The sequence below is a fragment of the Pseudomonas typographi genome, from assembly GCF_014694385.1.
Classification (GTDB): Bacteria; Pseudomonadota; Gammaproteobacteria; order Pseudomonadales; family Pseudomonadaceae; genus Aquipseudomonas; species Aquipseudomonas typographi.
Genome location: NZ_JAAOCA010000006.1, coordinates 116,121 through 141,157, shown reverse-complemented (window position 1 = coordinate 141,157; position 25,037 = coordinate 116,121). Strand labels below are relative to the sequence as shown.

The 25,037-nt window shown below is 63.8% G+C and carries 23 protein-coding genes and 1 pseudogene; 12 read left to right on the top strand and 12 right to left on the bottom strand.

Annotation, left to right across the window (positions count from 1 at the left end; translation table 11 throughout):
* Positions 1–84: 84 nt before the first annotated feature.
* The gene (locus HAQ05_RS06365; protein ID WP_190418561.1) at positions 85–996 is read right to left on the bottom strand and encodes a LysR family transcriptional regulator; all 912 of its coding nucleotides are present in this window, start codon (positions 994–996) and stop codon (positions 85–87) included.
* 100 nt (positions 997–1,096) lie between these two features.
* On the opposite strand from HAQ05_RS06365, the gene HAQ05_RS06360 reads away from it, so the two are divergent.
* From HAQ05_RS06360 to HAQ05_RS06350, 3 genes are read left to right on the top strand one after another with little or no spacing between them, the layout of a single operon-like run.
* On the top strand, positions 1,097–4,504 hold the full coding sequence (locus HAQ05_RS06360) for a molybdopterin-dependent oxidoreductase (protein ID WP_190418559.1): 3,408 nt from the start codon (positions 1,097–1,099) through the stop codon (positions 4,502–4,504).
* A 16-nt stretch (positions 4,505–4,520) separates the two neighbouring features.
* Positions 4,521–5,453, top strand: coding sequence for a bifunctional Delta(1)-pyrroline-2-carboxylate/Delta(1)-piperideine-2-carboxylate reductase (gene lhpI, locus HAQ05_RS06355; RefSeq protein WP_190418672.1), 933 nt, complete (start codon positions 4,521–4,523; stop codon positions 5,451–5,453).
* Between the two features lie 59 nt (positions 5,454–5,512).
* Positions 5,513–6,955 (top strand): short-chain fatty acid transporter, encoded by a 1,443-nt coding sequence (locus HAQ05_RS06350; RefSeq protein ID WP_190418558.1) that lies wholly within the window; start codon positions 5,513–5,515, stop codon positions 6,953–6,955.
* Positions 6,956–6,980: 25 nt separating this feature from the next.
* On the opposite strand, the gene HAQ05_RS06345 is transcribed toward HAQ05_RS06350, so the two are convergent.
* Both HAQ05_RS06345 and HAQ05_RS06340 read right to left on the bottom strand, forming a co-directional pair.
* The gene (locus tag HAQ05_RS06345; protein WP_190418556.1) at positions 6,981–8,153 is read right to left on the bottom strand and encodes an alpha-hydroxy acid oxidase; all 1,173 of its coding nucleotides are present in this window, start codon (positions 8,151–8,153) and stop codon (positions 6,981–6,983) included.
* A 90-nt stretch (positions 8,154–8,243) separates the two neighbouring features.
* The gene (locus HAQ05_RS06340) at positions 8,244–9,131 is read right to left on the bottom strand and encodes a DMT family transporter (RefSeq protein WP_190418555.1); all 888 of its coding nucleotides are present in this window, start codon (positions 9,129–9,131) and stop codon (positions 8,244–8,246) included.
* A gap of 81 nt (positions 9,132–9,212) precedes the next feature.
* Here HAQ05_RS06340 and HAQ05_RS06335 point away from each other — a divergent pair, with 81 nt between their 5' ends.
* A complete protein-coding gene (locus tag HAQ05_RS06335; RefSeq protein ID WP_190418553.1) occupies positions 9,213–10,562 on the top strand; it encodes an aminotransferase-like domain-containing protein in 1,350 nt (449 codons plus the stop codon).
* Between the two features lie 21 nt (positions 10,563–10,583).
* Here HAQ05_RS06335 and HAQ05_RS06330 read toward each other — a convergent pair whose 3' ends face one another.
* The gene (locus HAQ05_RS06330) at positions 10,584–11,675 is read right to left on the bottom strand and encodes a catalase family protein (protein WP_190418671.1); all 1,092 of its coding nucleotides are present in this window, start codon (positions 11,673–11,675) and stop codon (positions 10,584–10,586) included.
* Between the two features lie 125 nt (positions 11,676–11,800).
* On the bottom strand, positions 11,801–12,610 hold the full coding sequence (gene xth / locus HAQ05_RS06325) for an exodeoxyribonuclease III (RefSeq protein ID WP_190418551.1): 810 nt from the start codon (positions 12,608–12,610) through the stop codon (positions 11,801–11,803).
* Positions 12,611–12,712: 102 nt separating this feature from the next.
* Here xth and HAQ05_RS28445 point away from each other — a divergent pair.
* From HAQ05_RS28445 to HAQ05_RS06310, 4 genes and pseudogenes are all read left to right on the top strand, one after another.
* Positions 12,713–13,252, top strand: a pseudogene (locus HAQ05_RS28445) (GNAT family N-acetyltransferase); the annotation flags it as partial.
* A 42-nt stretch (positions 13,253–13,294) separates the two neighbouring features.
* On the top strand, positions 13,295–14,272 hold the full coding sequence (locus HAQ05_RS28440; RefSeq protein WP_190541260.1) for a threo-3-hydroxy-L-aspartate ammonia-lyase: 978 nt from the start codon (positions 13,295–13,297) through the stop codon (positions 14,270–14,272).
* Between the two features lie 61 nt (positions 14,273–14,333).
* The gene (locus HAQ05_RS06315) at positions 14,334–14,972 is read left to right on the top strand and encodes an MBL fold metallo-hydrolase (RefSeq protein ID WP_190418548.1); all 639 of its coding nucleotides are present in this window, start codon (positions 14,334–14,336) and stop codon (positions 14,970–14,972) included.
* Positions 14,973–15,067: 95 nt separating this feature from the next.
* A complete protein-coding gene (locus tag HAQ05_RS06310; RefSeq protein ID WP_190418546.1) occupies positions 15,068–15,775 on the top strand; it encodes a YiaD family glycine zipper/OmpA-like lipoprotein in 708 nt (235 codons plus the stop codon).
* A gap of 145 nt (positions 15,776–15,920) precedes the next feature.
* Here HAQ05_RS06310 and HAQ05_RS06305 read toward each other — a convergent pair whose 3' ends face one another.
* The 4 genes from HAQ05_RS06305 to HAQ05_RS06290 all read right to left on the bottom strand — a co-directional run bounded on the left by HAQ05_RS06305 (position 15,921) and on the right by HAQ05_RS06290 (position 20,234).
* Positions 15,921–16,424, bottom strand: coding sequence for a hypothetical protein (locus tag HAQ05_RS06305; RefSeq protein ID WP_190418544.1), 504 nt, complete (start codon positions 16,422–16,424; stop codon positions 15,921–15,923).
* Positions 16,425–16,535: 111 nt separating this feature from the next.
* Positions 16,536–17,444, bottom strand: a complete 909-nt coding sequence (locus HAQ05_RS06300; RefSeq protein WP_190418543.1) for a hypothetical protein — start codon at positions 17,442–17,444, stop codon at positions 16,536–16,538.
* A 353-nt stretch (positions 17,445–17,797) separates the two neighbouring features.
* Positions 17,798–19,894 carry a phosphate acetyltransferase gene (gene pta / locus HAQ05_RS06295; protein ID WP_190418541.1) on the bottom strand — a complete coding sequence of 699 codons (2,097 nt, stop codon included), beginning with the start codon at positions 19,892–19,894 and terminating at the stop codon, positions 17,798–17,800.
* A 67-nt stretch (positions 19,895–19,961) separates the two neighbouring features.
* A complete protein-coding gene (locus HAQ05_RS06290; protein ID WP_238935152.1) occupies positions 19,962–20,234 on the bottom strand; it encodes a DUF3565 domain-containing protein in 273 nt (90 codons plus the stop codon).
* 13 nt (positions 20,235–20,247) lie between these two features.
* Between HAQ05_RS06290 and HAQ05_RS06285 the strand changes: the two genes are divergently transcribed.
* Both HAQ05_RS06285 and HAQ05_RS06280 read left to right on the top strand, forming a co-directional pair.
* Complete coding sequence (locus HAQ05_RS06285; RefSeq protein ID WP_190418539.1) at positions 20,248–20,733, top strand: FKBP-type peptidyl-prolyl cis-trans isomerase; 486 nt, start codon at positions 20,248–20,250, stop codon at positions 20,731–20,733.
* 90 nt (positions 20,734–20,823) lie between these two features.
* On the top strand, positions 20,824–21,309 hold the full coding sequence (locus HAQ05_RS06280; RefSeq protein ID WP_190418537.1) for a glutathione peroxidase: 486 nt from the start codon (positions 20,824–20,826) through the stop codon (positions 21,307–21,309).
* On the opposite strand, the gene HAQ05_RS06275 is transcribed toward HAQ05_RS06280, so the two are convergent.
* From HAQ05_RS06275 to cysZ, 3 genes are all read right to left on the bottom strand, one after another.
* The gene (locus HAQ05_RS06275) at positions 21,303–21,689 is read right to left on the bottom strand and encodes a hypothetical protein (RefSeq protein ID WP_190418535.1); all 387 of its coding nucleotides are present in this window, start codon (positions 21,687–21,689) and stop codon (positions 21,303–21,305) included. The two genes, HAQ05_RS06280 and HAQ05_RS06275, sit on opposite strands and share 7 nt — an antisense overlap.
* A gap of 26 nt (positions 21,690–21,715) precedes the next feature.
* Complete coding sequence (locus HAQ05_RS06270; protein WP_190418528.1) at positions 21,716–22,060, bottom strand: hypothetical protein; 345 nt, start codon at positions 22,058–22,060, stop codon at positions 21,716–21,718.
* A 252-nt stretch (positions 22,061–22,312) separates the two neighbouring features.
* Positions 22,313–23,056, bottom strand: a complete 744-nt coding sequence (gene cysZ / locus HAQ05_RS06265; protein WP_190418526.1) for a sulfate transporter CysZ — start codon at positions 23,054–23,056, stop codon at positions 22,313–22,315.
* Positions 23,057–23,257: 201 nt separating this feature from the next.
* Between cysZ and HAQ05_RS06260 the strand changes: the two genes are divergently transcribed.
* Positions 23,258–23,857 (top strand): peroxiredoxin, encoded by a 600-nt coding sequence (locus HAQ05_RS06260; RefSeq protein ID WP_190418524.1) that lies wholly within the window; start codon positions 23,258–23,260, stop codon positions 23,855–23,857.
* Between the two features lie 147 nt (positions 23,858–24,004).
* Positions 24,005–24,970 carry a thioredoxin-disulfide reductase gene (gene trxB, locus HAQ05_RS06255; RefSeq protein WP_190418522.1) on the top strand — a complete coding sequence of 322 codons (966 nt, stop codon included), beginning with the start codon at positions 24,005–24,007 and terminating at the stop codon, positions 24,968–24,970.
* Positions 24,971–25,037: the final 67 nt, after the last annotated feature.

Genomic DNA, 25,037 nt, shown 5'->3' with positions numbered 1-25,037 from the left:
TGCGATCATTAGCGGTGGCCCGACTGTGGGGCGCGTTGCAGCCCCCGTTTGCATCCGGCAGTTCAGTTGAACACCGTGGTGTGATCAGGCCCCCCGTTGCGGCGCCTTGAACCACCCTTGCAAAAACGTTTTCAGCTCAAAGAACGCCGCCCCCTGCGGGCGCGCCTGCGCCCAGGCCAAGCCCACGTCCATCGTCGGTACCGGGTCGGCCAGTGGGCGGCGCACGATGCGCTGGCCGTCCAGCGACCACGGCCGGTATACGAGGTCAGAGAGAATCGTGACGCCATGGCCGCTGGCCACTAGGCTGCGCACCGCTTCGATCGAGGCGCTGCGAAAGTGCGGCGTTACCGGCAAGCCAAAGGCCGCCCAGTACTTGGTCACGGTGCCCACGTGTTCGTCCATGTCCAACAAGATGTACGGTTGCGCGGCCACGTCGGCCAGGCTGACGCGGTCGGCACTCATCAATGGGTGCTCCGGGTGCCCCCACAATTGCCGTGGCGAACGTACCAGCGGCTGGGTTTGCAGGGCACCGGGCTGCAGGTTCGAGGCCAGTACGATGGCCAGGTCCAGTTCGCCCTGCTGTAACCCCTGCTCGATCTGTTCGCGTTGCTGCTCCAGCACATGCAACTCCAACTGCGGGAATTGCTCGGTAAGGGTACCTAACAGGGGTGCCAGGACATAGGCTGAAATGGTTTCCGTGACGCCCAGGCGCAGCGGCCCGCTGACCGGGGACGGCCGCTCGGCGAGCGAAGCCACGGCTTCGCGCAGGGTAGCCTGCACCTGCTGTGCATGCCGCAGAAAACGTACACCGGCCTCGGTCAGCCGCACGCCGCCAGGGTGGCGGCTGAACAATGTAGCCCCCACGCCGCGCTCCAGTGCCTTGAGCGAAGCCGTCATTGAAGACTGCGTCACATGGCAGCGCAGCGCCGCCTTCGACACCTGCCCGGTTTCGGCGATGGCGATGAAATGCTGAAGTTGCTTGGTGGACGGCAGCATTGGTTTTTTCGATACCCCGGCAGTCGATCAATGAATTATCAATACGGAAAAGCCAGTAATACCATCCGGCCATGACGTTGACCACCCGGTAAGGGCGCAGATGACACACCCTTCGTCGCACGATAAGCCTGGTTACTGCACACTGTGCCGCTCGCGCTGCGGAACCCTCAACCGCGTCGAAAACGGCCGGTTGATCGCCGTGCAGCCCAACCCGAGCCATCCTACCGGCAAGGCCATGTGCCTGAAGGGCAAGGCTGCCCCGGAGTTGGTTTACAGTGCCGACCGCGTGCTGCAACCGATGCGCCGCACCACGCCCAAGCACCACCCGGACCCCGGCTGGGAGGTGATCTCCTGGGAGCAAGCGCTCGATGAGGTGGCCCGGCGGTTGATCGATGCCCGGCAAACCCATGGTGCGGAGTCCGTCGGTTTTGCCGTGACCACCCCCAGCGGTACGCCGTTATCTGACAGCATCGACTGGATCGAGCGGTTCATTCGGCTGTATGGCAGCCCTAACACCTGCTACGCGACTGAAATCTGCAATTGGCACAAAGACCACGCCCACGCCTTCACCTTTGGCTGTGGCATGCCCACGGCCGATTACCGCAACGCCGAGGTGATTCTGCTGTGGGGGCACAACCCGAGCAATACCTGGCTAGCCCAAGCCGAGGCCATCGGCGCCGGCACCCAGGCCGGGGCCCGGCTGATCGTAGTGGACCCTCGCGAAACCTCCCTGGCGGCCCAAGCCGATAGCTGGCTGCGGGTAAAGCCCGGCGCGGATTTGGCCCTGGCCATGGGTTTGGCCAACCAGTTGATCCAGCGTGGCGGTTACGATGAGGCGTTTATTCGCCACTACAGCAATGGGCCGCTGCTGGTGCGTGAAGACACCGGCCTGCTGCTGCGCACCGCAGACCTGGGCCTGGAGGGTGATGATTACCTGCTCTGGCACGCTGGGCACCCGTGCTTATCCGCCAGCGCGACGCCCGCCCAGCTCGACCAGGCTGAGCTGCACGCGCCGGTGCAGGTGCGTGGCCGCGACGGTCAGCGCTTGCCCTGCCTACCCGCCTTCGCTGCCTATGCCAAGGCCTGTGCAGCCTATACCGCCGAGCGCGTGGAGCAGTTGGCCTGGGTGGCGCCGGCCCAGCTCGAGCAAGCTGCCAGCGTGCTGGCGAGCGCCAAGCGGGTAGCGTTTCATGCGTGGTCCGGCGTTGGCCAGCAGGAGAACGCCTCGCAAACCGACCGCGCCATGGCCTGCCTGTACGCCTTGACCGGCAGCTTCGACCGCCGCGGCGGCAACCGGCAATATCGCAAGCCGCCGTTCAACCCGGTCAGCCACTTCGACTTACTGGCCCCGACACAGCGGGCCAAGGCCCTGGGCTTGGGCGAGCGCCCGCTGGGCCCACCGAGCCAGGGCTGGGTCACTGCCCGCGACCTGTACCGGGCGATTGTGCACGAACAGCCCTACGCCATCCGCACGCTGGTGGCCTTCGGCACCAACCTGCTGGTGTCGCAACCCGACACCCACCTGGGCCGCCAGGCGCTGGAAAAGCTCGACTTCTATGTGCACTGCGACCTGTTCGAGTCGCCCAGTGCCCGGTACGCAGACCTTTTTCTACCGGTGAATACCCCCTGGGAGCGTGAGGGCCTGCGTATCGGTTTCGAAATCAGTGAGCAGGCTGAGCAATGGGTGCAGTTGCGCCAGCAAATGGTGCCGGCCCAGGGCCAGTCGAAGTCCGATTGCGAGTTGGTGTTCGCCCTGGCCGAGCGCTTGGGCTTGAGCGAGCAGTTCTTTGGCGGCTCGCTCGAACGGGGCTGGGATTACATGCTCCAGCCCATGGGCCTGAGCGTGGCGAAGTTGCGCGGCCACCCCGAAGGCATCGCGGTGCCCACCCAGAATACCGAGCGGGCGTTCAGCCAGCGCCCGCGCGGGCAGGCCTTCAACACCCCGAGCGGCCTGGTCGAGCTGTATTCCGAGCGGCTATTGCGCCATGGCTACGCGCCATTGCCACAACCCTTGGCCGGGCAAGAAGACGCCGCGCTCGATGCCGCCTATCCATTGCTGCTCAGTTCGGCCAAAAACGGCTACTTCTGCCACAGCCAGCACCGCAGCCTGGCTTCGTTGCGCAAAAAGGCGCTGGACCCGGTGCTGGAAGTTTCCGCGCAACTGGCCCGCAAGGCCGGCATCGCCGCCGGCGACTGGGTGCTGCTGAGTACGCCCAGCGGCCAAGCACGTTTTTCCGCACGCATCACCCCCAGCCTGCACCCAGCGGTAGTGGTGGGTGAGTACGGTTGGTGGCAGCGTTGCGAAGCGCTGGGCCAAGCCGAATTAGCGGTGGATAACCAAGGCAGTAACTTCAACGGTTTGATCAACGATGTGCGCCAAGACCCCATCAGCGGTTCGTCGCCGCTGCGGGCTTACCGCTGCCGCGTCATTCGCGACCCGGCCCAGCCGGTTCAATTGCGCCGCTGGGCGGGCCTGCGCGGGTTCACCGTGACCGCCCTGGAGCGGGAAGCGTGCGATGTGATCGCCGTGCATTTCGAGGCCGAGGATGGCGGCCAGGTACCGGATTTCCAGCCCGGCCAACACATCACCTTACAGGTGCAAACCGCTCGCGGCCCGCTGTTGCGCTCTTATTCGCTCACCGGCCCGGCGCGGTTGCCCAACCGGCGCGGTTACAGCATCGCGGTACGCCATGCCGCGGGCCTGGATGCCGAAGGCCGGCCCGTGCAGGGGTTGATGTCGAGCTTCCTGCACCGGGGCCTGGCGCTGGGCGACCGGGTCGAAGCGCGTATGCCCGCGGGCACGTTCATTCTACCTACCCAGGGCCAGCGGCCGTTGCTGATGGTCGCCGCCGGCATCGGCATTACGCCGTTCCTGAACCTGCTCGAATCGTTGCCGGCCAAGCGCGCGGCACCGCCGATCCTGCTGCTATACGGCAACCGCGACGGTGCCAGCCATGCCTTCAAGGCGCGGATTCGCGCGTTGGCCAGTAGCTTGCCGGCGGTGCAAGTGATCAACCTATACAGCCAACCCCGCCCAGAGGACGTGGCCGGCGTGGATTACCACCTGTGCGGGCGCGTTGGCTTCGAGCAGGTACCCAAGGCACTGCTCAAGCGCCGGCCGCTGGTGTACCTGTGCGGGCCACAGGCGATGATGGCGCATTTCACCGAAGGGTTGATCAGCGCCGGTGTACCGCGCCTGGATATCCAGCAGGAAGCGTTTCGTTCTCCGCAGGTGGCCAGCATCACCCCTGGCCAAGCTTTCGACGTGACCTTCGCCCGCTCCGGTATCACCCGTACCTGGACCTCCGCCGATGGGCCCCTGCTCAATTTTGCCGAACGCTTGGGGCTTAGCCTGCCCAGTGGCTGCCGTGTGGGGCAGTGCGAAAGCTGTGCGGTGCGCGTGGCCCATGGCCAAGTGGCGCACCTGCATGGCGAGGAACCCGACAGCGACGACACCTGCCTGGCATGCCAGGCGATACCCACCAGCGCATTGACGCTGGATGCCTGATGGAGGCCTTTTGAGCATGTTGATTTTCGATGCTGAGCAAACCCGCGCCGCGTTGCCGTTCGAGCAGTTGATCCCGGCGTTGGAAGCAGCATTCTGCGAACCGGCGCGGGTGCCGCTGCGCCACCTTCACGACTTGAGCACCGAGGCAGGTTGCCCGGCGTCGGTACTATTGATGCCGGCCTGGAATGCCCGGTTCTTCGGGATCAAAACCGTGGCCATCTACCCGGAAAACGGCCAGCGCCAATTGCCCGGCCTGCATTCGACCTACTTACTGCACGATGCCACCAGCGGCGCGCCGCTGGCCTTGATCGATGGCAACGAAATCACTTCCCGGCGTACCGCCGCCGCCTCGGCGCTGGCCGCTTCGAAGCTGGCCCGTAGCGATGCCGAAACCCTGCTGGTGGTGGGCGCTGGGCGAGTCGCGAGCCTGTTGGCGCCGGCCTACCGTTGTGTGCGGCCAATCCGCCGGGTGCTGGTGTGGAACATCCACCAAGCCCAAGCCCACGCGCTCGCCGCACGCCTGGCCGAGCAAGGCTTCGCCGCCCAGGCGGTGAACGACCTTGAGGCGGCCTGCGGCGAGGCTGATATCGTCACCTGCGCCACGCTGTCGACCGCGCCGTTGGTTCGCCGCGCTTGGTTGCGCCCCGGCACCCATCTGGATCTGATCGGCGGCTTTACCCCACAGATGCGCGAAAGCGACGACGCCTGTTTCGACGGCACCTGCGTGTTCGTCGACACCGACGAAGCCCTGCTCAAGGCCGGCGACCTGCTCAGCCCTATCGCCAACGGCGTGTTCGCGCCCGGCCAGGTGCTGGCAGACCTCGCTGCCCTATGCCAGGGCCGCCACCCAGGCCGCACAAGCGATACCCAAACCACCGTGTTCAAAGCCGTTGGCACTGCCCTGGAGGACCTGGCCGCCGCCCAACGGGTGTACCTGAACCACGCATAATAACGATAAAGCGCTACGTACTTTTTTCTGCCTGTCCAGCCCACCCGAGGAAGACAGCTATGCAAGACACCCTGTTGCACGCAGCCAATCCCCCCGCCCAGCCGGGGTTGTTCGAACGGATCGCCGTGGGCGTATCCAACTGGTCGGAGCGCTGGTTCCCCGACTCGTATATCTTTGCCGCCCTGGCGGTTATCGCCGTCGCGCTCGGCGCGCTCGCCTGTGGCGCGCCGCTGCGCGCGGTGGCCGGTGCGTTCGGCGATGGTTACTGGAGCCTGATCCCGTTCACCATGCAGATGGCCTTCGTGGCGATCTCCGGGTACGTGGTGGCGGTTTCGCCGCCGGCCTCGAAGCTCATCACCCGGCTGGCGGCGCTGCCGCGCACGGCGCGCGGCGCGGTCGCCTTCATTGCCCTGGTGAGCCTGACCACCGCGCTGTTCAACTGGGCCATCAGCCTGGTGTTCAGCGGTTTGCTGGTACGTGCCATCGCGCGCCGTGAAGGGCTGAAAATGGACTACCGCGCCGCCGGCGCCGCCGCCTACCTGGGCATGGGCGCTACCTGGGCGCTGGGCCTGAGTTCCGCGGCGGCCCAGTTGCAGGCCAACCCTGCCAGCTTGCCCAAGTCGCTGCTGGACATCACCGGGGTGATCCCGTTCTCGCAAACCATCTTCCTTTGGCAGTCGCTGGCCATGGCCGCGGTGTTGACGGCGGCGTCGCTGCTGGTGGCCTGGGCCTCTACCCCTTCGCCGGAGCGCGCGCGCACCGCCCAGGCCATGGGCGTAGACCTGGCCCAAGCCGACGACGACATGGCGCCTGCGCAGCGCCCCGGTGAGTGGCTTGAACATAGCCCGCTGCTGACCTTGTTGATCGTGGCGCTGGGTGCGGTGTGGCTGTTCGGTGAATTCACCAGCAAAGACCCGATCTACGCCATCTCTGCGTTGAACACCTATAACCTCCTCTTCCTGATACTGGGCATGCTGCTGAGTTGGCGGCCCAAGCGCTTTTTGCGGGCGGTGGCGCGCTCGGTGCCGTCAGTGGCGGGTGTGCTGATCCAGTTCCCACTCTACGGGGCGATTGCCTTTATCCTCACCAAGGCGGCCGGCCCCGATGGCGTGACCCTTTCCCAGCACCTGGCGGCCGCGTTCGTGTCGGTGGCCAACCACGACACCTTCGCCGTGGTGATGGGCGCCTACTCGGCCGTGCTGGGCTTTCTCGTGCCCTCCGGCGGCGGTAAGTGGATTGTCGAAGCACCTTACGTGATGCAAGCGGCCAATGAGCTGAAGGTGCACCTGGGCTGGGCGGTGCAGGTGTACAACGCCGCCGAGGCGCTGCCCAACCTGATCAATCCGTTCTGGATGTTGCCGCTGCTCGGCGTGCTGGGCGTCAAGGCGCGCGATGTGGTGGGTTTTACCTTTACCCAGTTGCTGGTGCACACGCCGCTGGTGTTGTTCATGCTGTGGGCGTTTTCCATGACGCTGGCCTATGTGCCCCCGGTCATGCCCTGACCGTATGCCGCGCCCACGCGGCACGTCAGCCGCCGCTGGGCGCCAGTACTTGCGGGCCCAGCTCATCGAGCCGGCACAGCCCCAGCAGCGCCAGGTTACGTGACACCTCCGCGCCAAGCAGGCCAATGGCATGGGCCACGCCTGCTTGGCCGCCTACCGCCGCGGCGAACCCGAACGGCCGGCCGACGAACACGAACGTTGCCCCCAGCGCCAGCGCCTTGAGCACATCGCTGCCACGGCGCACGCCGCTGTCGAGCATCACCGGGATATTCGGGCAGGCATCCACCACCGCCGGCAGGGCACGCAGTGACGCCACCGCCCCATCGAGCTGGCGGCCACCGTGGTTCGACACGATCAAGCCGTCGGCGCCCAGGTCGCAAGCACGCCGAGCGTCAGCCGGATGCAGAATGCCCTTTATCACCAAGCGCCCCGGCCAGCGCTCGCGAATGCGCGCCAAATGCTGCCAGTTCAGGTGCCCCCGGTCGCTGTAATCACGCAATGCCCGGGGCGACAGTGCCGGTGCGCCGCGGTAGGCGTAGTTGTTTTCGAAATGCGGCATGCCGTGGTGTAGCAAGGTGCGAAGAAATGTGCCGAACAACCAACGCGGGTGGCTCAACCCATCCCAGGCCAGCCGTGGCGTGGGCCGCAGCGGCAGGGAGAAGCCGCTGCGCAGGTTGTTTTCGCGGTTGGCCGCCAGGGGCACGTCTACCGTAATCACCAAGGTGCCGAACCCAGCGCGGCGCACTCGGTCCAGCAGCGCCAGGATGTTGGGTTCATCCCCTGGCAAATAGGCCTGGAACCAGGCGTCCGGGTTGGCCTTAACCACCTCTTCCAGGCGTATCAACGACGAGCCGCTCATGATCATCGGCACCTGTGCTTCCCGCGCGGCCTGTGCCAACACCAGGTCGCCACGGTACGCGGTGAGTGCGCTGATCCCCATCGGCGCCAGGCCAAACGGCTGGCCATAGCGCTGGCCGAACAACTGCACCTCGGTACTGCGCCGGGAAATATCCACCAACACCCGCGGCAGCAACGCATGCTCGGCAAAGGCCTGGCGGTTGGCGTGGAATGATTGGTTATCTTCGGCGGCACCGGCGATGTAGCCGAACAGCGGGCGCGGCAGGTGCCGGCGGGCGGCGTGTTCGAAGTCATCGAGGCTGAGCAGGCGGCGAGCGAGGCGTGGGGGCAGGGTGGCCATGGGGGTTCCGGTGGGTCATGAGGGTGGGAGCCAGGTCGCCATCATGCCAGGGCTGTACCTCGCAAGTCATGGCTTTGGCCCCTCGGGCGTTTATCCGGCAAACCGCCGCGCACCGGCCACGCACAGCGCCACCGCCATTGTGGCCCCGAACATGCCGGCAGTGACGTGCTCACCGAGCAGGGCGCCGGCCAACAGCAAACCGAACAATGGCTGCAGCAACTGCAGTTGGCCCACGGCGGCGGTACCGCCCAGGCTCAGCCCGCGGTACCAAAACACGAAGCCCAGCAGCATGCTGAACAGCGACACATAACCCAGGCCCCACCAGGCAGGGGCCGCGACACCCGCCAGCGAGGTGGGCGCGCGCGCGGCCGCCAGCACCGCCATCACCGGCAGCGCCAGCAGCAGGGCCCAGCAGATGACCTGCCAGCCACCCAGGCTGCGGGACAACCGCGCGCCTTCGGCGTAGCCAAGGCCGCACACGGCCACCGCCAGCAGCATCAACAGGTCGCCCCGCGGCGATGCCTGTAAACCCTGGGTGGCGGCGAAGCCCACCACCAACAGGCTGCCCAGTAGCGCAAAGCACCAAAACGCAGGCTTGGGCCGCTCGCCGCCGCGTAGCACGGCAAAACCGGCCGTGGCCAGCGGCAGCAAGCCTAGCCACATGATCGAGTGGGCCGAAGTCAGGTGCTGCAGGGCCAGGGCGGTTAGCAGTGGAAAGCCCAGTACCACCCCCAGCGCTACGATGAACAGGGCAGCCCATTGCCGGCCGGCCGGCAGCGGTGGCTTGCACCGCCATAACAGCAACAGCGCCAACAGCCCAGCCAGGGACGCCCGTGCGCCGGTCAGGAACCACGGGTCGAATGCTTGCACCGCCACGCGGGTGGCTGGCAGCGAGCCGCTGAAGATCAGCACCCCGATAAAACCATTAAGCCAGCCCGCGGCGTTATCGCCCAGGCGGATGTTGCCACTGCGTGCCATAAGCGGCCTCGGTGCCGGTTGCCTGGCCACAGTGTGGGGCGCACTATCAGTGCAATCAAAAAATTGTACTGGATACAGTTGATGCCCAAAGCGCGCTACAAGCAGGTGGTCGACCGCCTCAAGGCTGCCATTCATAGCGGCCAGCTAGCCCCAGGTACCCGCTTGCCCACCCACCGCAGTTTGGCCGAGGAGCATGGCCTGGCACTGGCCACTGCCAGCCGGGTATACGCTGAGCTTGAAGCCATGGGGTTGGTCAGCGGCGAAACAGGGCGCGGTACCTTCGTGCGCGAAAACGCCCTGCCGCGCGGTTTAGGTGTCGAGCAGCAAGACATTGTCGAAGGTGTGGTAGACCTTAACTTTAACTACCCTATATTGCCCGGCCAAGCCGACCTGCTGCGTAGCGGCCTGCGCCAACTGGCGGCGGCTGGCGATTTGCAGGCCCTGCTGCGTTATCAGCCCCATGCAGGGCGCTTGCACGAGCGCGCGGCGGTGGCGCGCTACCTGCATACCCACGACGTACCCGCGCGTGCCGAGCAGGTGCTGATCACCAACGGCGCCCAGCACGGTTTGGCAATCAGCCTGCTGAGCCGGCTGCGGGCGGGCGACGTGGTGGCCGCCGACGCCCTGACGTACCCAGGGTTCAAAGTGCTGGCTGCGGCCTTGGGTATCGAATGCGTGCCGTTGCCCGCTGGCGACCAAGGCCCGGACCTCGGTGCGCTGGCCCGCGCCTGCAGTACGCGGCCGGTGCGTGCGGTGTACTGCATGCCCACCGTGCATAACCCCTTGGGTTGGGTGATGCCGCTGGAACAGCGCCAGCGCCTGGTGGCCATTGCCCGCACCCATGACCTCACCTTGATCGAAGACGCCGCCTATGCCTACTTGGCCGCTGCACCCGCGCCACCCCTGGCGCAGTTGGCCCCGGAGCGCACGCTGTACGTGTGCGGGCTGTCCAAGAGCGTGGCCACGGGCCTGCGCATCGGCTTCGTTGCGGCGCCGTTGGCGTGGGTGCCGGCCCTGGAGCGGATGATCCGCGCAACCACCTGGAACACCCCCGGGGTGCTTACAGCCCTGGCCACCGCCTGGCTCGAAGACGGCACCGTCGCCCGCCTCGAGGCGCATAAGCGCGAAGATGCCAGCCGCCGCCAGACCATCGCCCGTGACGTACTGCAGGGCCTGAGTTACCTAAGCCACCCCGCGTCGTATTTTATCTGGCTACCACTGGCTGAAGACGCACGGGCGGACCAAGTGGCCATGGCCTTGCTGAACGCGGGCATCTGCGTCGCCACCGCCGAGCCGTTCACCGTCGGCGCCCAGGTGCCCCATGCGCTGCGCCTGGCCCTGGGTTCCGTCCCGCTGGCGACGCTACGGGTAGCGTTGCTGGCGGTCAGGCAAGTGGTGGAGGGCGCGCAGGTAGGCGTGTACCGGCGCTAAGGAGGGCCCCCCGCTGGCCGCTTAAAGTGGTTCGCCACGGCTGGGGTGATGCATTGGGCACCCGTTGTGTTCGGCGCGCCATTGCCCAGACATCTCGTACGCCGGTTTGCGCGAGCGCATGATGCCGCCCAGCGGGCGGTGGGCGGCCAGGGCTTGCCAAGGGCTGAACAGCATGCCGTCATCGATTTGTTTCGAAAGCGCCTCGGTCCAAGCCGGTTGCGCCGGCACTTCGATGCGCGCCACGGTGACATAGGGGGCCAACGCCTCCGGCCACACCACAGAGGCGTCTTCAATGGGCGTTTTTTCGATGTCGACGCCCAATTGCACGCGGATTTCCCACACCCCGCCCTGGGTGGCAAAAAAATCGTTCACTGCCTCGCGCAGGCCGTCGGGCTTCCGGTTCACGTTCAGCGGTGCGTCGGTCAATGCTTGGAGCTCCGGCGACACGGGCGCCACGCTGAGCTTGGCGAAATGCTTGCCGTACAGGATAGGCACCAGGGTGTAGAAGGTTTCACCCAGCGGGTGGGTTTCCGGGTGGCCGCCCAGGCTCTTGAGGGTGGGGCTCTGCCCGCCGAAGGCTTCGACGACTTTTTCGCTGCCGCGTAACACCGCGGACAACGCCTTTTTCAGGCCCTCGGCGCGGTCGGTGGTCTTGGCCAACAGCTTGAGGGTTTTCAAGAAGGCTTTCGGGGTTGGCGCGCTGAACGCCGGTGCATCCTGCATTACCCAATCCTGAGTTTGCAGGCCTTCGCTGCCAGCCAGGCGGGTGCCGGGCACTCCGATCATTTTCACCGCCAGGCCCCTGGGGGTAGACACGCTGTCGGCCAGGATATCGCCGGGGTTGGTCGAAAGCCGCAGCACGCAAGGGCCTTTGAGCGGGGCAGCGAACGCCCCCTGGGCATATTCGGCCGGTAAGCCGCCGAGTACCTCGAAGGTGCCCTTGAGCAAGCCATGGCTTTTGGCGTGCACGCTGCGTAGCGCATGGCCACCGCTGGCATAGGTTGTTTGCGAGATGCTGCGTAGTACCTCGACCATCTCGGCGATGGTCTGGTCTTCGTCATCAGGTTTTTGTTCGAACGCAGGGTCGAACGGCAGCGGCTGCACGTCTGGCATGGGCGGGTACTCAGTTGGGCTGAACACGGTAGGTTCGCTGACCTTATGGCGGGCCAGTCTCAACGGTGGACCCAACCGCTAGCCCGTTGTTCGAAGTGCATGCCTGGGCGGTGGATGAGCGGTGGTCAATGCCCGGTGCCAGGCTTTCGTTTGCCGCCGCCCACCTCGATCCAGGTAGGTGCATGGTCACTGGCATGGGGCTCGTTGCGCACCCAGGCATCGACACCGCCGCTTTTCAAGTAGGGTGCCAGCGCCGGGTTCAGTAGCAGGTGGTCGATGCGCAGGCCGCTGTTGCGTTGCCAATGCTGGCGAAAATAATCCCAGAAGGTGTAAAGCCGCTCGTTTGGATACAGCGTGCGTAGCGCATCGCACCAGCCTTGGTCGAGCAGGCGCTGGAAGGCCTCCCGGCTTTGCGGTTGCAGCAGCGCGTCTTTGCGCCAGGATTTCGGGTCGTAGATGTCGAAGTCGGTGGGTACCACGTTGAAATCCCCGGCCATCACCACCGGGTGGTCGTTGGCCTTCAGGGTGGCGGCGTGGGCTATCAGCCGCTCGAACCAGGCCAGCTTATAGTCGAATTTTGGCCCTGGCTGAGGGTTGCCGTTGGGCAGGTACAGGCAGGCCACCAGCACACCGTGCACGGCCGCTTCGAGGTAACGGCTGTGGCTGTCGCCAGGGTCGCCGGGCAGCCCACGCAGGTGCTCCAGCGGTTGGGTATCGCGGCCCAGTATTGCCACCCCATTCCATGACGCTTGGCCTTGCCAAAGTGCGCCGTAGCCGACGGCTTCGATCTCGGCGGCGGGAAACGCGTCGTCGGCGGCCTTCAATTCCTGCAGGCACACTACATCCGGCCGTTCGCGCTCCAGCCACCCCAGCAGCCCTGGCAGGCGTGCACGAATGCCGTTGATGTTGAAGGTCGCGATCTTCAATGGGGTCATGCGGCAGCCCTGGCCATGGGAAAGATAAACTTATGACCGCCGGGTGCCAGGGTGGTGCGAAATAGGTCACTATGCCCTACCCATTCAAATGCTTTTTTCGCCATGGATGCACTGCCTACCTTTACCACCGCGCGCCTGTTGCTCACCCCCCTGCAACTGGCCGATGCGCCCGCCATCCAGCAGTTGTTCCCACACTGGGAAGTGGTGCGCTACCTCGACAGCCGCGTGCCCTGGCCGTACCCGGCCGACGGTGCGTTGGCGTTCGTGCGCGACCATGCGCTGCCGGCCATTGAGCGGGGCGAAGAGCGGCACTGGATGATCCGCCTGGCCGCTGAGCCGCAGCAATGTATCGGCAGCATCGGCCTCTATGAATACCCCGGCAACAACCGCGGTTTTTGGCTGGCGCCGGCGTGGCAGGGCCGCGGGTATATACGCGAAGCGTGCGAGGTGATCAACCACCACTGGTTCGCCACCCTCGGGCGCCCGCTGTTGCACGTACCCAAGGCAGAGGCCAACCTGGCGTCCAAACGGGTGTCTGAACGCGAGGGCATGCGCCTGGTGCGGGTGGAAGAAGGCCGCTTCGTGGCCGGCCCGATGTTCAAGGAAATCTGGGAATTGCGCCGTGAGCAGTGGTTGAATAGGCCGACTGCCCAGCGCCGCCCTCCCACTTTAGGAAACCCGCTTATGAGCACCTTGCAGTTGCCTACTTATGCCGATGTAGAAGCCGCCGCCCAGCGCCTTGAGGGCCACGCCCATCGCACGCCGGTGCTGACCTCGCGCACCGTGGACCAAGCCCTCGGTACGCAAGTGTTCTTCAAATGCGAAAACTACCAGCGCATGGGTGCTTTCAAGTTCCGCGGCGCTTTCAATGCCCTGGCGCAGTTCGGCGAGCGCCAGCGCGCGCTCGGGGTGGTGGCGTTTTCTTCCGGTAACCATGCCCAGGGCGTTGCCCTGGCGGCGCGCATCCTCGGTATCCCGGCGACCATCGTGATGCCGCAAGACGCCCCGGCGGCCAAGCTGGCCGCCACCCGTGGGTACGGCGCCGCGGTGGTGACCTACGACCGCTACCTGGAAGACCGCGAGGCCATCGGCCGGGCCCTGGCCGAAGAGCACGGCATGGCGCTGATCCCACCCTACGACCACCCCGGCGTGCTCGCCGGGCAAGGCACCGCGGCCAAAGAGCTGTTCGAAGAGGTGGGCCCACTCGATGCACTGTTCGTACCGCTCGGTGGCGGCGGCCTACTCGCCGGTACGGCCCTGGCCACCCACGCCTTGGCGCCGCAGTGCAAGCTTTATGGCGTGGAACCGGCCGCCGGCAACGACGGCCAGCAGTCGCTACGCGCCGGGCACATCGTTCACATCGATACCCCTAAAACCCTGGCTGATGGTGCGCAAACCCAGCACCTGGGGCAGTACACCTTCGCCATTATCCAACGGCACGTAGACGACATCCTCACCGCCAGCGATGAAGCACTGATCAGTTGCCTGCGGTTTTATGCCGAACGCATGAAAATGGTGGTCGAGCCCACCGGTTGCCTGGGGCTTGCAGCCTTGCGGCAAGTGGCTGAGCAATGGCAAGGCAAGCGAGTGGGGGTGATCATCAGCGGTGGCAATATCGACCTGCCGCGCTATGCGCAGCTATTGGGCGGCGATCAGGCATAGCCGGGGCAGGGCAGGTTGTGCTGTGATGGGGCTTAACTTTCTCGTGTTCAGTGCCGCCGCCATGCCAACCACTCCGAAGCTTATCCGCGAAACCTTCCCCGTCGGCCCGTTGCAGTGCAACTGCACGATCATCGGCGACCCGCTCACGAAAAAAGCCTTGGTGGTGGACCCTGGCGGCAACCCCGAGCAGATCATGGCGCGGCTGGAGCAGCATGGCCTGAAGGCGGTGAGCATCCTTCACACCCATGCCCACCTGGACCACTTTCTCGCTTCCGGCAAAATGAAGGAGCAAACCGGCGCCACGTTGCATCTGCACCGGGGCGACCAGTTCTTATGGGATAACCTCGAAATGCAGTGCCAGCTGTTCGGCGTGCCCTATACCTCGGTGCCGCCGCCGGATCGCTGGCTCGAGCATGGCGAAGCACTGGCCTGCGGCTGCGGGGTGGCATTGCATACGCCTGGCCATACGCCAGGGTCGATGAGTTTCTGGTTCGAGGGCGCCGGGTTGCTGATTGCCGGCGATACCTTGTTCCGCCGGGGGATTGGCCGCACCGACCTGTGGGGCGGGGATGCGCGGCAGATCGTGCGTTCGGTGCAGCAGCTTTATACGCTGGATGAAACCGCCGTGGTCATAACGGGTCACGGTTCCGACACCACGCTGGGGGAAGAAATGCGCGAGAATCCCTTCGTTCGCGCCTAAAGCTTTTGTCATTGAATTTCAATCGCTTCCGGCGTTCCAATGGCCATGCGCAGCTGTGTGCTGTGGCCACCTTTTGCCTGAGTAGGAGCCTTGAGATGTTCACCTCGCGTCGACTGATTCTCGCCACCGTAGCCGCGGCCCTATTGTCTGGCTGTGCGTCGCCGAATCCTTACGATAACCAAGGGCAGGCTCAAAGCGGCCAGGGCGTTAGCCGCACCGCCAAGTATGGCGGGCTGGGTGCGTTGGCCGGTGCCGTCGCTGGGGCAGCCATCGACCATAACAACCGTGGCAAGGGCGCGCTGATCGGCGCCGTGGTCGCGGGTGCCGCCTCGGCCGGTTACGGCTACTACGCCGACCGCCAGGAAGCGCAACTGCGCGCGAGCATGGCCAACACCGGCGTTGAGGTGCAACGCCAGGGCGATCAGATCAAGCTGATCATGCCCGGCAACATCACCTTCGCCACCGACTCCTCGGCCATAGCTCCCAGCTTTTATTCGCCGCTCAATAACCTGGCGACTTCGTTCAAGCAGTTCAACGAAAACATCATCGAGATCGTCGGCTTTACCGACAGCACCGGCAGCCGCCAGCACAACATGGACTTATCCCAGGCCCGCGCGCAGGCGGTGGCTACCTACCTGACTTCGCAGGGCGTGGACACCACCCGGCTGGCGGTGCGCGGCATGGGCCCGGACCAGCCGATCGCCAGCAATGCCGATGCCAATGGGCGTGCGCAGAACCGCCGGGTTGAGGTCAACCTCAAGCCGATTCCAGGGCAGCAGTATGAGGCGCCGGCGCAACAGTAGACCGGTGGCGGTCCGGTTGGCGGCGTTGCGCTTGAAGTGCCTGCCGGCGGATGCGCCGGGTATGCCAGGGCGCCCCCGGGATGTTTTTTGTACGCCCCGGCGTGCGCCCTGCATTGCCCTGGCCCGGCAGGCTCGAATAAGCCTGCTAATCGATGAACGGAAACGCTTCATCCTCGACCAGAAATTGTTCTTGCGGGTCGTAGCTGAAGGGCTGTGCCGCCCCAATGCGCAGCCGCAGCAGCGGCCGGAAATGGCCGGTTTGCTTCACGAAGTCCCGTTGCAGGAATTGGCCAGAAACAACCGGGTCGAAAACTGAGCCCAAGGCGTTGTGGGTGTAAAACCAAGCCTGCAACGGAATATCCAAGGGCTTGTTTTGTGGCCAGGCGCTTAAAATCATTTCGTTATACCCATAAGCGTCGGTGACAAGCTGCGAGCGGATCGCGATATTCAGCGAAAACTCCTTGGCCGAGGGATTGAATGAGCAACTGGTGTCTTCCGCCTCGCCGTATCGCGCGGCCCACCCTTGCACGGAGTCAACTCCGAGCGCTTGGCAGGTGTTCTGAAACGTGCAGCGGTCACGGCTTCCGGCGCTGGCCACGTCCACCGGGTAACCGCAGCGATAACGGACAGGATATTCCGCCGGCGCCATGGGCGTGTCGAATATGAAGCCGGTACTGGTCAGGGTATGTTTGATATTGGCATCCTGGCGCAGAAAGTTAAAAGAAATACCGTCATATTGAATATTCTGCGCAGTGGGGTTTTACGCGTGTTCAGCGGAGGTGGGTTGAACGCCTCGTAGGAAAATCCCATTGCAATTATAGCCGGGTGTACCGTCAGGGCATTCTGCCCGTGTATCGCTGTAGCGAGCATTCAACTCGCTAGCAATCGCATAACCGTTATACAGCTGGTCAGCCAGTTCGAAATCAAACCGCTGTGTCGCCGGTTGGCTTACATCCATTCGCAAAATGGGTAACCAGTTTCCCGTCGCCAGGAAGTAGCTGTTTTGCGCGCGTTGGGCAGCGGTCAATGCGCCCTGCCGGGCAAAGGCCACGTCGAAGTACAGGGCTTGGATAGGCGCCACCGGAACATCGCTGTCAGTGTTGTTGCGAACGAGCCACGCGTTTGGCTGCGCCGCCACCCCAGCTTGTAGCAACTGGCGTACGCCTTTTTCGATAGCCAGCCCATTGCCATCGCGGGGGTTCAAGGAGCATTGCCGCCTGGGGTCTTGTTGCTCTTGCCGGTAGCGGGCCATGAACGACGGCGCGTCGGCCACCCCTTCACTGGCGCAACTGCTAACCTGCTCGGCACCCGGCACCGTACCATCCAGTAGCCCGCAGCCATGGCTGGCCCTGGACGGGGTCAGGTCGAGCGAAAGCGGATAGTTGCACAGCACCTGCACAGGCGCCTGGCCGTTATCTTGGCCGCTTAGAATGAAGCCTTGAGGGTACTGCAGGTGTTGGATGCCCAAGTCTGCACGAAGGAATGCATAGCGCTCAGCCCCCAGTGCTTGTGCCGTCTGCGAAGGGCGCCAGAAGTACTCCAGCGAGCCGGCGGATATCGCCCTGACAAAAACCCCCGTGCACGTATAGGCCGGCATTTCATTTGCACAGCCCTCTTGAAGGTCGGTATACCGGGCATTCAGCCGGTGGGCGATGCCCTCATCGCTCATACCTGTGGCGCTGGATGTTTGGCAGCCGTTGACAAGAACGCACACGATTACGATTAAAACGTGTGTTCTGTTCATGCTGCTTCCCCTTGGCTAAATATTCCATGGCCCAACGAGCCCGTGAACCGATACCACGCCATTCTGCAGGGGGGAGGGTGTGCCGGTAACTAGCAATATTGCTAGTGTGGGATTTCAAAGTTGGCTGCACGATTCTGACGGTGCCTTTTGCTGCCGGGCTGCGTTGCCGTGGCCGGCAGTAGCATTCACCGGCCAATGCGTGTGCGAGCATCGTAGGTGTTCCAGAAGTTGATATGAACCCAGTTGCCGGTGCTCGTATCAACGTTTGAAACGGCCGTTTATATCTCCACCACGCGGCTCGCTTGGATGGCGGTGAGGGCAATGGTGTAAACGATGTCGTCGACCTGGGCGCCGCGGGGCAGGTCGTTCACCGGCTTGCGCAGGCCCTGCAGCATGGGGCCGAGGCTGACGCAGTCGGCGCTGCGCTGCACGGCCTTGTGGGTGGTGTTGCCGCTGTTCAGGTCCGGGAACACGAACACCGTGGCGCGGCCTGCCACTTCGCTGTCAGGGGCCAGTTGGCGGGCCACCTGCTCATTGCTGGCGGCGTCGTATTGCAATGGGCCATCGATTTGCAAGCTGCGCTGGGCTTCGCGGGCCAACAACGTCGCTTCGCGCACTTTTTCCACATCTTCGCCCGTGGCGGCCTGGCCGCTTGAGTGGCTGAGCATCGCCACCCGCGGGACGATGCCGAAAGCTTGGGCAGAGTCGGCACTTTGCAGGGCGATTTCCGCCAACTGCTCAGCATTGGGGTGCGGGTTCATCACGCAGTCGCCGTACACCAGCACTTGGTCGGGAAACAGCATGAAGAACACCGACGACACCAGGTTCCAACCTGGGGCAGTCTTGATCAGCTGCAATGCTGGGCGAATGGTATTGGCCGTGGAATGCACCAGCCCCGACACCAAACCGTCCACTTCATCGAGCGCCAACATCATGGTAGCGATTACCACCGGGTCTTCAAGTTGCTGTTCGGCCATCGGCTCGTTCAAGTTCTTGCTGCGCCGCAGTTGCACCATCGGCGCCACATAACGTTCACGAATGGCGTCTGGGTCTAGGATTTCCAGCCCCGGAGGCAGCTCGATACCTTGGGCGCGGGCCACGGCCTGGACCTCGTCGGGCCGGGCCAGCAGCACGCAGCGGGCGATGCCCCGGGCCTGGCAAATAGCCGCGGCTTGGATGGTCAGCGGCTCGTTGCCTTCTGGCAGCACGATGCGTTTGTTGGCTTGTTGCGCACGTTGGGTCAATTGGTAGCGGAACACCGCCGGCGACAAGCGCAGCTCGCGTGGGGTGCCGCAGTGTTGCTCAAGCCAACGGGCTTCGAGGTGGCTGGCAACGAAATCGGTGATGGTTTCGGCGCGTTCATGGTCATCCACCGGGATTTCCCGGTTCAATTGGTTGAGCCGGGTGGCGGTGTCGTATGAACCGCTGCTCACCGACAGTACCGGCAAACCAGCCTGCAGCGCGCCGTGGCACAGGTCGAGAATGCGTGGGTCGGGCATCGAATCGCTGGTCAATAGTAGCCCGGCCAATGGCACGCCGTTGAGCGTGGCCAGGCTCACGGCCAGGATGATGTCGTCGCGGTCGCCTGGCGTGACCACCAGCACACCGGGTTTGAGCAGCGGCACGGTATTCACCACGGTGCGCGCGCAGAGGATGATCTTGGCCATGCGCCGTTGTTCATAATCACCGGCATTGATCACGTGTGCGCCGAGTAACTCGGCCACATCCCGGGTACGGGGGGCGTTAAGGTCTTCTTGGTAGGGCACGCAGCCCAGCAGGCGGAAGTCGCCGCCGCGTAGCAACGGCGAGTGTTCACGCAACCGGCTGGCGAAGCCCTCCAGGCTTTGTTCGGTGCGTACTTTGTTGAGGATTACCCCCAACACCTTGGGGTCGCGCGGGCCACCGAACAGCCGCGCTTGCAGTTCTACCCGGCCCGAAAGTTCGGCCAAGGCTTCGCTCTCCGGGGCAGAGACAAGGATCACGTCGGCGTCCATGCTTTTGGCCAGGTGTTGGTTAACCCTCGCCGCGTAGCTGGCCTGGCGGGTAGGCACCATGCCTTCGACGATCAGTACGTCCTTGCCGGCGCTGGCCTGCTGGTACAGGGTCACGATGGCTTCGAGCAGTTCATCGAGCTGGCCATCGCCGAGCATGCGTTCGACTTGCGCCAAGCTCAGCGGCGCGGGGGGCTGCAAGCCGTGGGTGCGTGCGATCAGTTCAGTGGACCGTTCTGGGCCGGTGTCGCCCGGGTGTGGCTGGGCCACTGGTTTGAAGAAGCCCACCTGCAGGCCGGTGCGCTGCAGGGCGCGTACCAGGCCCAGGCTGATGGAGGTCAGGCCTACGCCGAAGTCGGTTGGCGCGAGGAAAAAGGTCTGCATGTGAGAGGCTCTCGAAGGGTGCAGGGTGCGTGTCGGCCTGTTGGCCGGCCGATCACGTAAGATAACGTCACGGGGCCAGAGTATCGCCCACCGTGCCCCGGCGGCACCAGCCACAGGTGAAGGCTTGGCCGATGCGCCGCGCGCGTTCTTCCGGGTCTATTACCCAGGCCCTTTGTTGCCAAGGCGGATCGTGGCGCAGGTGTTGGGTATGCCCGCACGACAACCGCGCGAACCAATGGCCATGCTCGTCCTGGGCGAAACCGGTGATCAGTGTGCGCCGCTGCGGTTCGCAATCGCCCGAAGGCTTGTTTACACTGGTGCTTTCCACATACTCATGCAAAAGGTCTTACCCCATGCCGATCGCCGCCAACAAGGCTGTCTCCATCGACTATACCCTGACCAACGATGCTGGTGAGGTCATCGACAGCTCCGCCGGTGGTGCACCGCTGGCGTACCTGCATGGCGCCGGCAATATTATCCCCGGCCTGGAAAAAGCGCTTGAGGGCAAACAAGCCGATGATGAACTGAATGTGACCATCGAACCGGAAGACGCCTATGGCGATTTTCAACCGGAACTGGTGAGCACCCTGAGCCGCAGCATGTTCGAAGGGGTCGATGAGCTGGAAGTGGGCATGCAATTCCATGCATCGGCACCCGACGGCCAAATGCAAATCGTGACCATCCGCGACCTGGACGGCGACGACGTGACCGTAGACGGCAACCACCCGCTGGCCGGCCAACGCCTAAACTTCGAAGTCAAGGTCGTTAGCGTGCGCGACGCCACCCAGGAAGAAATCGCACACGGCCATATCCACGGTGAAGGCGGCCATCACCATTGAGCGTGGGGCCCGCCCTTCGCTGAACGGGGCACCCTTTTCGTTGTTGGGGGCGCCCATTGTTTTTAAGCCTGTACGTTGAAGGAGCCTGCCATGGGTGCGTTTCATGAACTGACGCTGCAATCGCTGGGCGACAAGCCCTTGCCTTTGGAAACCTTCAAGGGCCAGGTAGTGCTGGTGGTCAATGTGGCGTCTAAATGTGGCCTTACGCCACAGTACGCTGCGCTTGAAACCCTTTACCAGAAATACCATGGCCAGGGTTTCAGCGTGCTGGGCGTGCCTTGCAACCAGTTCGCCGGGCAAGAGCCGGGTAGCGCGCAAGATATCCAATCGTTCTGCAGCGTCAACTACGGTGTGAGCTTTCCGCTCGCAGCCAAGGTAGACGTGAACGGGCCTGGGCGTGCACCGCTCTACAGCCTACTGGCCGGCGAGGGGGCCGAGTTCCCGGGCGATATCACCTGGAACTTCGAAAAATTCCTGGTTGGGAGGGATGGCCAGGTGCTGGCGCGGTTTTCACCGCGCACAGCGCCCGACGATCCGGCGGTGGTCGCCGCGATCGAAACCGCATTGGCTCAATGAAGTCGGTCGATAACTGCGTTCACCAATTGAAAGAAGTGGCCCACATTGAATGCCGGGGTGTCAATGCGATCACCCGCCTCAAAACTGCCCCGGCGAAGGAATACGCCGACTTCGGCGTGCCTAGGCCAGGTCAGTGAATGGTTCTCCTGCACCGCTTCGGCGGCGAACTCGACCAATGGCTGCGAAGAAATCACGTAGCCTTGCTTCACGTCGTTGACGCCGTTAACGAATAGCGCATCGGTGGGGCAGCCGATGCCTGCCTCGGCCAGCGCTTCGTCCAGGCGCCAGCGCAGTTTGTGCTTGAGTGTTTCCCAGCCATGCAGGTGTTGCGCGATGTCGCTGAGGTCCAACCAATCGCGTTGGGTTGGGTCGATTTCCATATGCGTACCTCGTTGGGGAATAGGGCTCAGGCCGCGTCGTAGGCTTGGCCGACGATGTACCAGAAGTCGATTGCCTGGAACGTGGGTTCTACCCGGAACGCATCGTCGAAGGTATAGGCCTGGGTGAACACGCCTGCGTGGGGATAGCCTGCATGGTATTCCGGTGGGTCACGCTCGATGATGCGGTGCACGGTGGCATGCAGTAGCGATTGTGAGTCGATCACGGTGCCACTGGCTGGGTCGATGCCGTTGATGAACAGCGTTTCGGGCGTTACCCCGGCCAGCTCCGTGTGCTCGGCGAGCAATTGCACCAGCAGCGGGCGAATGTTTTCCGATATGTCGTTGAAGGCGGCGTCGTAAGCATCGTTCATAAGAAGTTCTCTGGTTGGGCGCAGCATTGCGCAGGCCGGATTGAACCTCTCTGAGCGCGGTGGGGGGCCATAGATAGTGCTCGTGTGGTGTCTTCAGAAGTTGGCGGCCCCCCTTTGACGGCGCCTTTTACCGCTGGTTACCGCTGAGCTGCGCTGCCGCGCCGCGCCATAGCCCTGCTATGACGCGTCACGGCGCCTTACCGGCAGCAACATTCACGTGTCAATTCCTGGGCGAACTTCAGAGACACCACATTAAGTGTTTATTGCGTGCCGCTCGCGAACCCAGAACAGGGTCGCGCCGGCCACTGCGGCAGGCATGATCAGGATATTGAGCAACGGCACCAGCAAGGCCAGGTAAACAATGCCGCCGAAGCTCAAGCTTTGCCAGCGCTTCTGGCGCAGCCAGGCGAGCATGTCTTGCCAGCTCATTTTGTGGTTGTCCGCCGGGTAGTCGATGTATTGGATGGCCATCATCCAAACGCCGAATAGCAACCACAACGGTGGGGCGACCACGTTGGCCACCGGGATGAACGATAGCACCAGCAAGGCCAGCGCCCGTGGCAGGTAGTAGCCGAGTTTGCGCATCTCGCGGCTCATGGTGCGCGGGATCATGGCCAGCAATTCGCCCCAACTGAAGGCAGGGAAATGGTCCTGGCCGGTGATTACCACTTCGACTTTCTCGGCAAGAAACCCATTGAAAGGCGCCGCGATAACGTTCGCCACCAGGGTAAAGGTAAAAAACACCATCAGCAGCATCAGCAACACGAACAGCGGCCACAGCAACCAACTGAGAAAACCCAGCCAGGCGGGCAGCGCGGGCATCAATTGGTCGACCCACAGGTTGAACTGGTGCCCGGCAACATACACCAGGGCCACGAACAGCACGAGGTTGATTGCCAGCGGCAGGATCACGAAGGCCCGCAGTTCGGGGCGGGCGATTAGGCTAAGGCCCTGGCGCAGGTAACCGGGGCCGCTAAGAACGGAAGGGGTGGGCATGCAAGGCTCCGTAGGCAAAGACAAGCGCGACCTTACCCGCTGAGACGCTGCGCAGGAAGCGCGTTTACATCGTGTTACAGCCAGGGGGTATTGGCCCGCTCTATGGGCGGCATTGTCTGCGGGTATTTCCCTAATCGCTGTGACCTCGCTAAGCTTTGCGCTTATACAGTTCTCAACCTTTAGCACCTACCGGAGAATCACATGAGCATTCTGGTCAACAAGCAAGCCCCCGATTTCGACGCCCCAGCGGTGCTGGGCAATGGCACGCTCGTCGACAGCTTCAAGCTGTCGGCGCTCAAGGGTAAATACGTGGTGCTGTTTTTCTGGCCCCTGGACTTTACCTTCGTCTGCCCGTCGGAGATTATCGCCCACAACAACCGCATCGCGCGTTTCCGTGAACTGGGTGTCGAGGTGGTGGGGGTGTCTATCGATTCGCAGTTCACCCACCATGCCTGGCGCTCTACGCCGGTTGAGAAAGGCGGCATCGGTGAGGTTGAATTTCCCATGGTGGCCGACGTCAAGCACGAGATCACCCGGGCCTATGGTATCGAGCACGAAGACGGCGTGGCGTTGCGTGCCTCGTTCTTGATCGACCAACAGGGCGTGGTGCAGCACCAGGTGGTCAATAACCTGCCGCTGGGCCGTGAAGTCGATGAGATGCTCCGCCTGGTCGAGGCGCTGCAGTTCATCGAAGAGCACGGCGAAGTGTGCCCTGCTGGCTGGCGCCCGGGCCAAAAAGGCATGAAGGCCACCAGCCAAGGTGTGGCCGATTACCTGGCAGAGAACGCCAAAGCGTTGTAACCCGTTCGCCATGCCAGCACGGCATGGCGCGTATTCGGGGTTGCCGAACCGGCCTTGCACAGGTGCGCCGGCAACCCGTTTATCCCAGCCGGCGCCGCCGGCGCTGCGACCGAGGCAATGGTGCCTGCCGGTCCAAAGGAGTGTGACATGTCTGATGTTCGCCATTCGCGAGTGATCATCCTCGGTTCCGGCCCCGCGGGTTACAGCGCTGCGGTGTATGCCGCCCGCGCCAACCTCAAGCCGCTGTTGATCACCGGGTTGCAGGCGGGTGGCCAGTTGACCACCACCACCGAAGTCGACAATTGGCCCGGCGACGTCGAGGGCCTGACCGGCCCCGCGCTGATGGAGCGCATGCAAAAGCACGCCGAGCGGTTCGAAACCGAAATCGTCTTCGACCATATCAACGCCGTGGACTTGGCCGCCAAGCCATTTACCCTCAAGGGCGACAGCGGCACTTATACGTGTGACGCGCTGATTATCGCCACCGGTGCCAGCGCCCGTTACCTGGGCTTGCCGTCTGAAGAAGCGTTCATGGGTAAGGGTGTTTCTGCCTGCGCCACCTGTGACGGCTTCTTCTATCGCAACCGTGAGGTGGCGGTGGTTGGCGGCGGCAATACCGCGGTGGAGGAGGCACTGTATTTGGCCAACATCGCCAAGAAGGTCACCCTGGTGCACCGCCGTGAAACCTTCCGCGCCGAGAAGATCCTCATCGACAAGCTGCACGCGCGGGTAGCCGAAGGCAAGATCGCGTTCAAGCTCAATGCCGTAGTCGAGCAAGTGCTGGGCGACAACATGGGCGTGACCGGTGCACGGCTGCGCAACAACGATGGCAGCAGCGATGAGCTGAAAGTCGATGGCGTGTTCATCGCCATCGGCCACACGCCGAACACCGCGCTGTTCGAAGGCCAACTGGAGCTCAAGGACGGTTACATGGTGGTCAAGGGCGGCCGTGAAGGCAACGCCACTGCGACCAGCGTGCCAGGCGTATTCGCCGCGGGCGACGTTGCCGACCACGTTTACCGCCAGGCGATCACGTCTGCGGGCGCCGGCTGCATGGCCGCGCTGGACGTAGAGCGCTACCTGGATGGCCTGCAGAGCGCAACGTTCGAATAAGCCTGCCGGCTGCCCATTAACACCGGCCAGTTTGCGTTCCGGCTGCTGATAAGCCCTCGTTTTCAAC

What these genes read in the sequence shown, in the direction of transcription:
- HAQ05_RS06365 (WP_190418561.1), bottom strand. Translation starts at nt 996, where the DNA reads ATGCTGCCGTCCACCAAGCAACTTCAGCATTTCATCGCCATCGCCGAA.
- HAQ05_RS06360 (WP_190418559.1), top strand. Translation starts at nt 1,097, where the DNA reads ATGACACACCCTTCGTCGCACGATAAGCCTGGTTACTGCACACTGTGC.
- lhpI (WP_190418672.1), top strand. Translation starts at nt 4,521, where the DNA reads ATGTTGATTTTCGATGCTGAGCAAACCCGCGCCGCGTTGCCGTTCGAG.
- HAQ05_RS06350 (WP_190418558.1), top strand. Translation starts at nt 5,513, where the DNA reads ATGCAAGACACCCTGTTGCACGCAGCCAATCCCCCCGCCCAGCCGGGG.
- HAQ05_RS06345 (WP_190418556.1), bottom strand. Translation starts at nt 8,153, where the DNA reads ATGGCCACCCTGCCCCCACGCCTCGCTCGCCGCCTGCTCAGCCTCGAT.
- HAQ05_RS06340 (WP_190418555.1), bottom strand. Translation starts at nt 9,131, where the DNA reads ATGGCACGCAGTGGCAACATCCGCCTGGGCGATAACGCCGCGGGCTGG.
- HAQ05_RS06335 (WP_190418553.1), top strand. Translation starts at nt 9,213, where the DNA reads ATGCCCAAAGCGCGCTACAAGCAGGTGGTCGACCGCCTCAAGGCTGCC.
- HAQ05_RS06330 (WP_190418671.1), bottom strand. Translation starts at nt 11,675, where the DNA reads ATGCCAGACGTGCAGCCGCTGCCGTTCGACCCTGCGTTCGAACAAAAA.
- xth (WP_190418551.1), bottom strand. Translation starts at nt 12,610, where the DNA reads ATGACCCCATTGAAGATCGCGACCTTCAACATCAACGGCATTCGTGCA.
- HAQ05_RS28440 (WP_190541260.1), top strand. Translation starts at nt 13,295, where the DNA reads ATGAGCACCTTGCAGTTGCCTACTTATGCCGATGTAGAAGCCGCCGCC.
- HAQ05_RS06315 (WP_190418548.1), top strand. Translation starts at nt 14,334, where the DNA reads ATGCCAACCACTCCGAAGCTTATCCGCGAAACCTTCCCCGTCGGCCCG.
- HAQ05_RS06310 (WP_190418546.1), top strand. Translation starts at nt 15,068, where the DNA reads ATGTTCACCTCGCGTCGACTGATTCTCGCCACCGTAGCCGCGGCCCTA.
- HAQ05_RS06305 (WP_190418544.1), bottom strand. Translation starts at nt 16,424, where the DNA reads ATGGCGCCGGCGGAATATCCTGTCCGTTATCGCTGCGGTTACCCGGTG.
- HAQ05_RS06300 (WP_190418543.1), bottom strand. Translation starts at nt 17,444, where the DNA reads ATGAGCGATGAGGGCATCGCCCACCGGCTGAATGCCCGGTATACCGAC.
- pta (WP_190418541.1), bottom strand. Translation starts at nt 19,894, where the DNA reads ATGCAGACCTTTTTCCTCGCGCCAACCGACTTCGGCGTAGGCCTGACC.
- HAQ05_RS06285 (WP_190418539.1), top strand. Translation starts at nt 20,248, where the DNA reads ATGCCGATCGCCGCCAACAAGGCTGTCTCCATCGACTATACCCTGACC.
- HAQ05_RS06280 (WP_190418537.1), top strand. Translation starts at nt 20,824, where the DNA reads ATGGGTGCGTTTCATGAACTGACGCTGCAATCGCTGGGCGACAAGCCC.
- HAQ05_RS06275 (WP_190418535.1), bottom strand. Translation starts at nt 21,689, where the DNA reads ATGGAAATCGACCCAACCCAACGCGATTGGTTGGACCTCAGCGACATC.
- HAQ05_RS06270 (WP_190418528.1), bottom strand. Translation starts at nt 22,060, where the DNA reads ATGAACGATGCTTACGACGCCGCCTTCAACGACATATCGGAAAACATT.
- cysZ (WP_190418526.1), bottom strand. Translation starts at nt 23,056, where the DNA reads ATGCCCACCCCTTCCGTTCTTAGCGGCCCCGGTTACCTGCGCCAGGGC.
- HAQ05_RS06260 (WP_190418524.1), top strand. Translation starts at nt 23,258, where the DNA reads ATGAGCATTCTGGTCAACAAGCAAGCCCCCGATTTCGACGCCCCAGCG.
- trxB (WP_190418522.1), top strand. Translation starts at nt 24,005, where the DNA reads ATGTCTGATGTTCGCCATTCGCGAGTGATCATCCTCGGTTCCGGCCCC.